This is a genomic window from Streptomyces sp. NPDC059900 (assembly GCF_050270335.1).
Taxonomy (GTDB): Bacteria; Actinomycetota; Actinomycetes; order Streptomycetales; family Streptomycetaceae; genus Streptomyces.
Window position 1 is genome coordinate 1 of the sequence record NZ_JBNNJZ010000477.1, and the last position, 6,358, is coordinate 6,358.

7 protein-coding genes and 1 pseudogene are annotated in these 6,358 nt (G+C 71.7%); 2 read left to right on the top strand and 6 right to left on the bottom strand.

What is annotated here, in order from left to right; all coding sequences use genetic code 11:
- Nucleotides 1-138 precede the first annotated feature (138 nt).
- The 6 genes from ACQKIP_RS36640 to ACQKIP_RS36665 form a co-directional block, all read right to left on the bottom strand.
- Entirely contained in the window at nucleotides 139-621 is a 483-nt protein-coding gene (locus ACQKIP_RS36640) for a DUF6099 family protein (RefSeq protein ID WP_365858737.1), read from the bottom strand.
- Between the two features lie 240 nt (nucleotides 622-861).
- Nucleotides 862-1,185, bottom strand: a complete 324-nt coding sequence (locus tag ACQKIP_RS36645; protein ID WP_365858410.1) for a nucleotide pyrophosphohydrolase — start codon at nucleotides 1,183-1,185, stop codon at nucleotides 862-864.
- On the bottom strand, nucleotides 1,182-2,351 hold the full coding sequence (locus ACQKIP_RS36650; RefSeq protein ID WP_365858408.1) for an AAA family ATPase: 1,170 nt from the start codon (nucleotides 2,349-2,351) through the stop codon (nucleotides 1,182-1,184). The genes ACQKIP_RS36645 and ACQKIP_RS36650 overlap by 4 nt, the downstream gene beginning before the upstream one ends.
- 149 nt (nucleotides 2,352-2,500) lie before the next feature.
- Nucleotides 2,501-2,881 (bottom strand): cell division protein SepF, encoded by a 381-nt coding sequence (locus ACQKIP_RS36655; RefSeq protein ID WP_361194972.1) that lies wholly within the window; start codon nucleotides 2,879-2,881, stop codon nucleotides 2,501-2,503.
- Between the two features lie 118 nt (nucleotides 2,882-2,999).
- The gene (locus tag ACQKIP_RS36660) at nucleotides 3,000-3,704 is read right to left on the bottom strand and encodes an alpha/beta hydrolase (RefSeq protein ID WP_365858406.1); all 705 of its coding nucleotides are present in this window, start codon (nucleotides 3,702-3,704) and stop codon (nucleotides 3,000-3,002) included.
- A gap of 137 nt (nucleotides 3,705-3,841) precedes the next feature.
- Entirely contained in the window at nucleotides 3,842-5,044 is a 1,203-nt protein-coding gene (locus tag ACQKIP_RS36665; protein WP_365858404.1) for an epoxide hydrolase family protein, read from the bottom strand.
- Nucleotides 5,045-5,139: 95 nt separating this feature from the next.
- On the opposite strand from ACQKIP_RS36665, the gene ACQKIP_RS36670 reads away from it, so the two are divergent.
- Complete coding sequence (locus tag ACQKIP_RS36670) at nucleotides 5,140-5,943, top strand: arylamine N-acetyltransferase family protein (protein ID WP_365858402.1); 804 nt, start codon at nucleotides 5,140-5,142, stop codon at nucleotides 5,941-5,943.
- A gap of 123 nt (nucleotides 5,944-6,066) precedes the next feature.
- A pseudogene (locus ACQKIP_RS36675) lies at nucleotides 6,067-6,315 on the top strand (MerR family transcriptional regulator); the annotation flags it as partial.
- Nucleotides 6,316-6,358: the final 43 nt, after the last annotated feature.

Sequence of the window (6,358 nt, forward strand, 5' to 3'; positions counted from 1 at the left end):
AGCCGGCACCGCGCCCCACACCACGCCGCCCGCGCCTCGTCCCCCCGCGGGCGACGAGCCCACCCGCTTCTGAGGGCACCGGCACTGCCCCGGCGTTCGTACCACCCGGCTGTCCGCGGTCCGGGGGACGGCGCCGGTTCATGACGACCCCGCCGCCGAGTCGGGTTCGGGCAGGTGCTGTTCGCGCACCGCGAGCCTGCGCAGCATTTCGAGCACACGGTCCCTCGACTCGTCGGCGGCGTCGATCGCTTCCATGCACTGCCAGTACGCCCCCTCGCCGTCCGCGCCCATGGCCACGCCGACGAGCGCGATGCCCACCTCGCCGAGCAGTTCGTCGAGCCCTTGCAGCACGTCGTACGCCTCGCCGATGCCGGTGAGCCGCGCGGCCCGCATCCCCTCGGGGTCCAGGGGCGGGCCGTTGAGGGCACCCCATCCTCTGCCGCCTGCTTCGCTCAGGCCGAGCGCCTCGCCCCGCAACTCCGGCGGCCCCGCGATCGCGAGCCGGCTGCCGATCGCCTGCGCGAGGGTCTGGGACTGCCACACCTCGGTCACGATGTCCGACGACTCCTGGCTCCGCGCCAGGGCGTGTCTGCTCACCTCGATGAGCCGCATCGCCTCCATGAGCACCCCCACCCGTCCCGTGCGCAACCGCCGCACGTTCGCCTCAACTCCTCTGTCCACTACCCACAGTGAGGGCCAGCGGGGCGAAAAGCCAGAGCAAGCCGGAAATCTGTGGACAAGTTGTCGACTGTGGACAACTTGTCCACTCCGGAGAGTGACGAATCTAGAGACTGTGGATGGAACAGAGCCGGCCCGGATGTCGGCCGGAGCCGCCCCAGGGCCGGCCCTGGGGCGGTGAACTCACTTCGCGGGAAAGCGCAGTTCGTTCCGGTCGATCTTCGCGGCGAGTGCCGCGAGCGCGTCGATGCCGAGCACTTCGCAGAACTGCAAAAGATAGGCGAGCACGTCGGCGACCTCGTCCGTCACCCGGTGCGCCGAGTCCGGTTCGTCCATCACCCGCGCCGATTCGTCGGGCGTCAACCACTGGAAGATCTCGACCAGTTCGGACGCTTCCACACTGAGCGCGGCGGCCAGGTTCTTCGGCGTGTGGTACTGCTCCCAGTCCCGCTTCGCCGCGAAGTCGGCCAGCCTGCGCTGCAGTCCCGCTACATCAAGTTCAGTCACGGCTCCAGGTCTACCACCGCCGCCCCGCCCGCCTCCGCGGCCCACGACGCGTCGCTCGCCGTCCCGACGAGGCGGATGTGCCCGCGCTCGCAGGTGCGTGCCGCGAGGTCGGCGAGTGCGCGCTTTTGCCGCAGGTCCAGGAAGTGGTCGAGTCCGTCGGCGAGCACGGTGAGGCTCTGGTACGCCGACGGCACCTCGCTCGCCGGGTCCACCTCGAGCACGCCGGGTCCGGTGAGCAGCACCAGGGCCAGCGCCAGATAGCGCAGCTCGCCGTCCCCGAGCCGTCCGACGGGGGACCTGATGCCGCCGCCCCGGTCGATGAGCGCCCGCACCGACCCGTCGTCGGCCACCTCCGCGAACACGTCGGCGACCGGGCCCGCACACCCCGCCCGGACCGCGGCCACCAGCCGCGCATGACGGCTGCCGCACTCCTCCTTCGTACGGAGAAGGACCTCGGCGAGGTTGTCGCAGCCGCTCAACAGGCGCCCCGCACCGAGCAGTCCTGGCGGCACGGGTAACCGCATGGCTCCGGGCCGGGGAGCGCACGGGAACACCGAGCGCAGCGCGACGACCACCTGCTCGGCCGCCGCGAGCACCAGGCGCTGCCCCTCGGTCTTGCCCGCCACCCGCAGCGGAAGCAGCGCCGTGCCGAGCCGGTCGTCCGGCAGCGGGGCGCGCGTCACCGGCGTCATGCCCGCCGTGTGCCAGGCCGCCTGCACCGCGCGCCGCCCCGGATCACGCAGCGCCGTCTCCAGGAGGGTGAGCCCGCCCCTGGTCAGCCGCTCGCCCACGACGCGCAGTTCGGGCTCGGCCTGTACGGCGACGTCGAGCCGCACCGCTCCGACGGGACCGTCGACCGTGCAGCCGATCCGGAAGCCGCGCCGGTGCTGCCCGTCGCCCCGCGCCCGGTCGGGCACGCAGGCCACGGGATCGGCGAAGACATCGATGAGTTCGTCGCCCGCGGCGAGCCGCGCCAGTGCTCCGTAGGCGGCCAGCGCGGTGGACTTGCCACTGCCGCTCGGCCCCGTGACGACGGTCAGCGGGCCGAGCGGGAGCACGGCGCCCCGGTGCGAGGCGAAGGCCGAGAGCCGCAGTTCGGTGACGCGGCTCCGGTCCGGGCCCGACGGCTGCCCGGCGTCCGCCTCCTGCGGCAGGTGCACAGTCATGCCCGGACGGTAGGCGGCGACGGATCAGGTGAACCGTTTTGCCCCGGTGACCTTCCTACGGATGAGGGATTCGCCCCGGAATTCCCGGCAGGCGGGGATCCGAGCGGCTCAGAGCAATGTCGAACAGCTCCGAGCCGCCCCACCGGCTCCTACGACTGCGCCGCCGCCACGAGCCCCTGCACCTCGGTGCCGGGAGGCGCGAGCAGGAAGACGTTCTTGTCGACCCGGTGCATTCCGCAGCCGAGCCCGAGGACCACACCGCTGCTGAAGTCCAGGACGCGCTTGGCGACTTCCGTCTCGGCTCCCGTCAGGTCGAGCAGGACCGGAATCTGCGCCATCACGGTCTCCGCGACCTCGCGGGCGTCCGCGAAGATGTTCACCCGCATCACCACAAAACGCCGCCGCGCCTCGGTCTCCGCGTCGGGCAGCGCGCGGTGTCCGGGCCACGACGGCCATTCGTTGCGGCTGCGCAGCGGTACGACCTGGGCGAGCCCTTCCCACTGTTCATCGGTGACGTCGTGGCTGTTCAACGCTCCACCCCGTCCTGGCTCGCACTCGATATCTGCACCGGCTCATTCTTACGCGACCTCACCCGTTCGGCCCAACAGCGACACGGGGCGGGCGAACCAGTGTGCCAGGCCCGGCGGGTCAGTGTCCCAGGAGTCCCACAAGCCCTTCGGTCAGACCTGCCGCCCAACAGGCCCAGTCGTGACCGCCGTTGTACTCGTCCAGGGTCACCGGGCAGCCGTGCGAGCGCAGCCTCTCGTACAGATCGCGGTGGTGATCAAGAATTGCGGCCTCGCGCAGTCCGACGGCGAGGCGCACGGCGACGGGCCGGGGCGCGGCGCCGTCGACGGGCCGGGGCGCGGCACTCCCGGGTCGCGAGAGGCCGGCTGCGACGGTCGCGGACACGGGTGCGGTGAGCGGCGCCGACTGGGCCAGGACGTTGCCGAAGCGTTCCGGTCGCAGCAAGCCCGCGTACAGGGCGGCGAGTCCGCCGAGGCCCTGGCCCGCGACGAGCGTGCGCGCGGGGTCGGTGGTGAGGGGCCAGCGGCCCGCCGCCCACGGCAGCAGGTCGTCGGCGAGGAACCTCGCATGGGTTTCGTGCTCGCCCAGTTCCCGGCGGCGCGTGGCCCGGTCGACGCCGTCCGGGGCGAGGACGGCGAGCGGCGGCAGGGCGCCGTCGGCGATGAGGGCGTCCAGCGTGTCCTGGAGGGCGAGCCGCCCGAACCACATGTCGCCGTCGCACAGTACGAGCACCGGCAGTCCGGCTGCCGGGCCGCCGGGCGGCAGATACGCCCAGACGTCCCGCTCGGTGCCGAGCACCCCGGCCGGCAGCCGGTGCTCCGTCACCCGCACACGAAGAGGACCCGCATCGTTCCCCGCCTTCCTGGTCCAGTACAGCGCAACATCAACTTAGCTAAGCCTAACCTAAGTCGCGCCTGATTGCGGAGTACCGTCCCCCCGGGTCAGCCCTGCGGCTTCTCGGGTCAGCCCCGCAGCGGCCGGAAGAACTCCCGCAGCTCCCGCGCCACCTGCTCCGGCTCCTCGTGCGCCATGAAGTGCCCGCCCCGCTGCGGCGTGCTCCAGTGGCGCAGGTCGGTGAGCGTGCGCTCGGCCATGCTCCTGGGGAAGTCCGCGAACGCCGGCTCATGGCTGAGGGTGACGGCACCGGGGACGGTGACGGGCGGCACGGGCTTGTTCCGGGGGTAGTCGTAGTACTGCCGGAAGGACGAGCCGATGCTGCCGGTGGCCCAGTACAGGGTCGCGACCGTGAGCAGGGTGTCCTTGTCCCAGCGGGTCTCCAGATCGCCGCCGCAGTCGCTCCAGTCGCGGTACTTGTCGGCGATCCAGGCGACGAGCCCGGCCGGGGAGTCCGCCAGGGCCGCGGCGATCGTGTCCGGGCGGGTGCACATGATCTCGCTGTAGCCCTGGTCGCCCGCGTCGTAGGCGGCCAGTGCGTCGAGGAACGCCTGCTCCCCCGGAGTCGGCGGCTCCCCCTCGAACTGCTCCGTGATCACCGCCGAGGTGACGTGCACCCCGGCCACGTCCTGCGGATAGAGCGCGCCGAGCCACTGCGTCACACCGCCCCCGATGTCCCCGCCGAACGCCCCGAAGCGCTCGTAACCCAGCGTCCGGGTCATCAGCTCGTGCCAGATCCCGGCGACGCCCCTGCGCGTGAACGGCTCGCGCGGCAGCTCCGAGTGGACGAAGCCGGGCAGCGAGGGGATCACCACGTCGAAGGCGTCGGCCGGGTCGCCCCCGTGCGCGGCGGGATCGGCGAGGCGTTCGCCGGCCCGCAGCATCTCCACGAAGCTGCTCGGCCAGCCGTGGCTCAGGATCAGCGGCAGCGGCGCGGGCGCGCCCTCGGGCCGCCGGCCCCGCAGATGCACGAAGTGCACGCGCCGTCCGGCGACTTCGGCGACGTACTGCGGATACGCGTTGAGCGCGTCCTCCGCGGCCCGCCAGTCGAAACCGTCGGCCCAGTAGGCGACGAGTTCGCGCAGATAGCCGGGGTCGACGCCCGCCGCCCAGTACGCGGAGTCGGAGGGCTGCGTGAAGAGGGTGCGGCGCAGGCGCGTACGCAGGTCGTTCAGTACGTCGTCGGACACGGCCGTACGGAAGGGAACGGGCCCGGCGGCACGGGAGGGTGCGGACTCGGCGGCAGGGGAAGGGGCGGATTCGGCTGTCATGGTTCCTTCGGTGCAGGAGGCAGAGGCGCCACGGCGCCGGAATCACGGCGCCGCGACGGGCAGGCCCATGATGCGTGACGCGCAAGAATCTGCCCATGGATTTTGATCTGACGGATGCCTACCTGCGCCGCATCGGCGCCGAGCGCCCCGCCGCTCCCACCACGCGGGCCCTGCACGATCTGCATCTCGCGCATTTGCGTGCCGTCCCCTTCGAGAACCTCTCCATCCACCTCGACGAGGACATCGAACTCACCGAGGAGTCCCTGGCCGCGAAGGTGGTCGACGCCCACCGCGGCGGCTTCTGCTACGAACTCAACGGAGCCTTCGCCGCACTGCTCACCGCACTCGGCTTCGAGGTCACCCTGATGCAGGCGCGCGTGTACGACGCCTCCGGGCACCCCGGAATCCCCTACGACCACCTGGCGCTGCGCGTACGCACGTCCGACGGGGGCGACCGGCTCGCGGACGTCGGCTTCGGCACCCACAGCCACTTCCCGCTGGACTTCGGCGACCGCGGCGACCAGTCGGACCCCGGCGGCACCTTCCGCATCACCGAGACCCCCGAGGGCGATCTGGACGTCAGCCGGGACGGCAAGCTCCAGTACGTGGCCGACCGGCGCCCGCGCGCCCTCGGCGACTTCACGGCCGGCGCCTGGTGGCACCGCACCTCGCCCCGGTCGCACTTCACGCAGTCGCTGGTCTGCTCGCTGCTCACCGGAACCGGCCGGATCACCCTCAGCGGCCGCACCCTCACCACGACGACGGCCGGTGAGCGCCGGGTCGTGGAACTGGCCACGGATGCCGAGGTGCTCGACGCGTACGCCACGCACTTCGGCATCGTGCTGAAGCAGGTGCCACAGGTGAAGGAGCAGGTCCCGCAGGTGAAGAAGCGGGCGTAGCGAACCGTGCCCCCGGAGGCGGGAGACCGCTCTTGAGTCTTTCTCCAAGAGGGGTGGCATCTGCCATGGACAATCACCCATACATGTTGTAGATGCCAGGTAGAGCGGCTTATCGTGTCGCGCATGCAGTCCTACACGATCGGACAGGCGGCGCGTCTGCTCGGCGTCAGCCCCGATACCGCGCGCCGCTGGGCGGACGCCGGACGGGTCACGACCCACCGGGACGAGGGCGGCCGTCGGCTCATCGACGGCCGCGACCTCGCCGCGTTCTCCGTCGGGATCGCGCAGGCGCAGCCGCAAGGGGGCAACGGCGAAGACGACGTCCCCTATACCTCGGCCCGCAACGCCTTTCCCGGCATCGTCACCGCCGTGTAGATATTATACGTCGCGGCCCAGGTCGTTTTCTTTGGATGTT

What these genes read in the sequence shown, in the direction of transcription:
- ACQKIP_RS36670 (WP_365858402.1), top strand. Translation starts at nt 5,140, where the DNA reads ATGGATTTTGATCTGACGGATGCCTACCTGCGCCGCATCGGCGCCGAG.
- ACQKIP_RS36665 (WP_365858404.1), bottom strand. Translation starts at nt 5,044, where the DNA reads ATGACAGCCGAATCCGCCCCTTCCCCTGCCGCCGAGTCCGCACCCTCC.
- ACQKIP_RS36650 (WP_365858408.1), bottom strand. Translation starts at nt 2,351, where the DNA reads ATGACTGTGCACCTGCCGCAGGAGGCGGACGCCGGGCAGCCGTCGGGC.
- ACQKIP_RS36640 (WP_365858737.1), bottom strand. Translation starts at nt 621, where the DNA reads ATGGAGGCGATGCGGCTCATCGAGGTGAGCAGACACGCCCTGGCGCGG.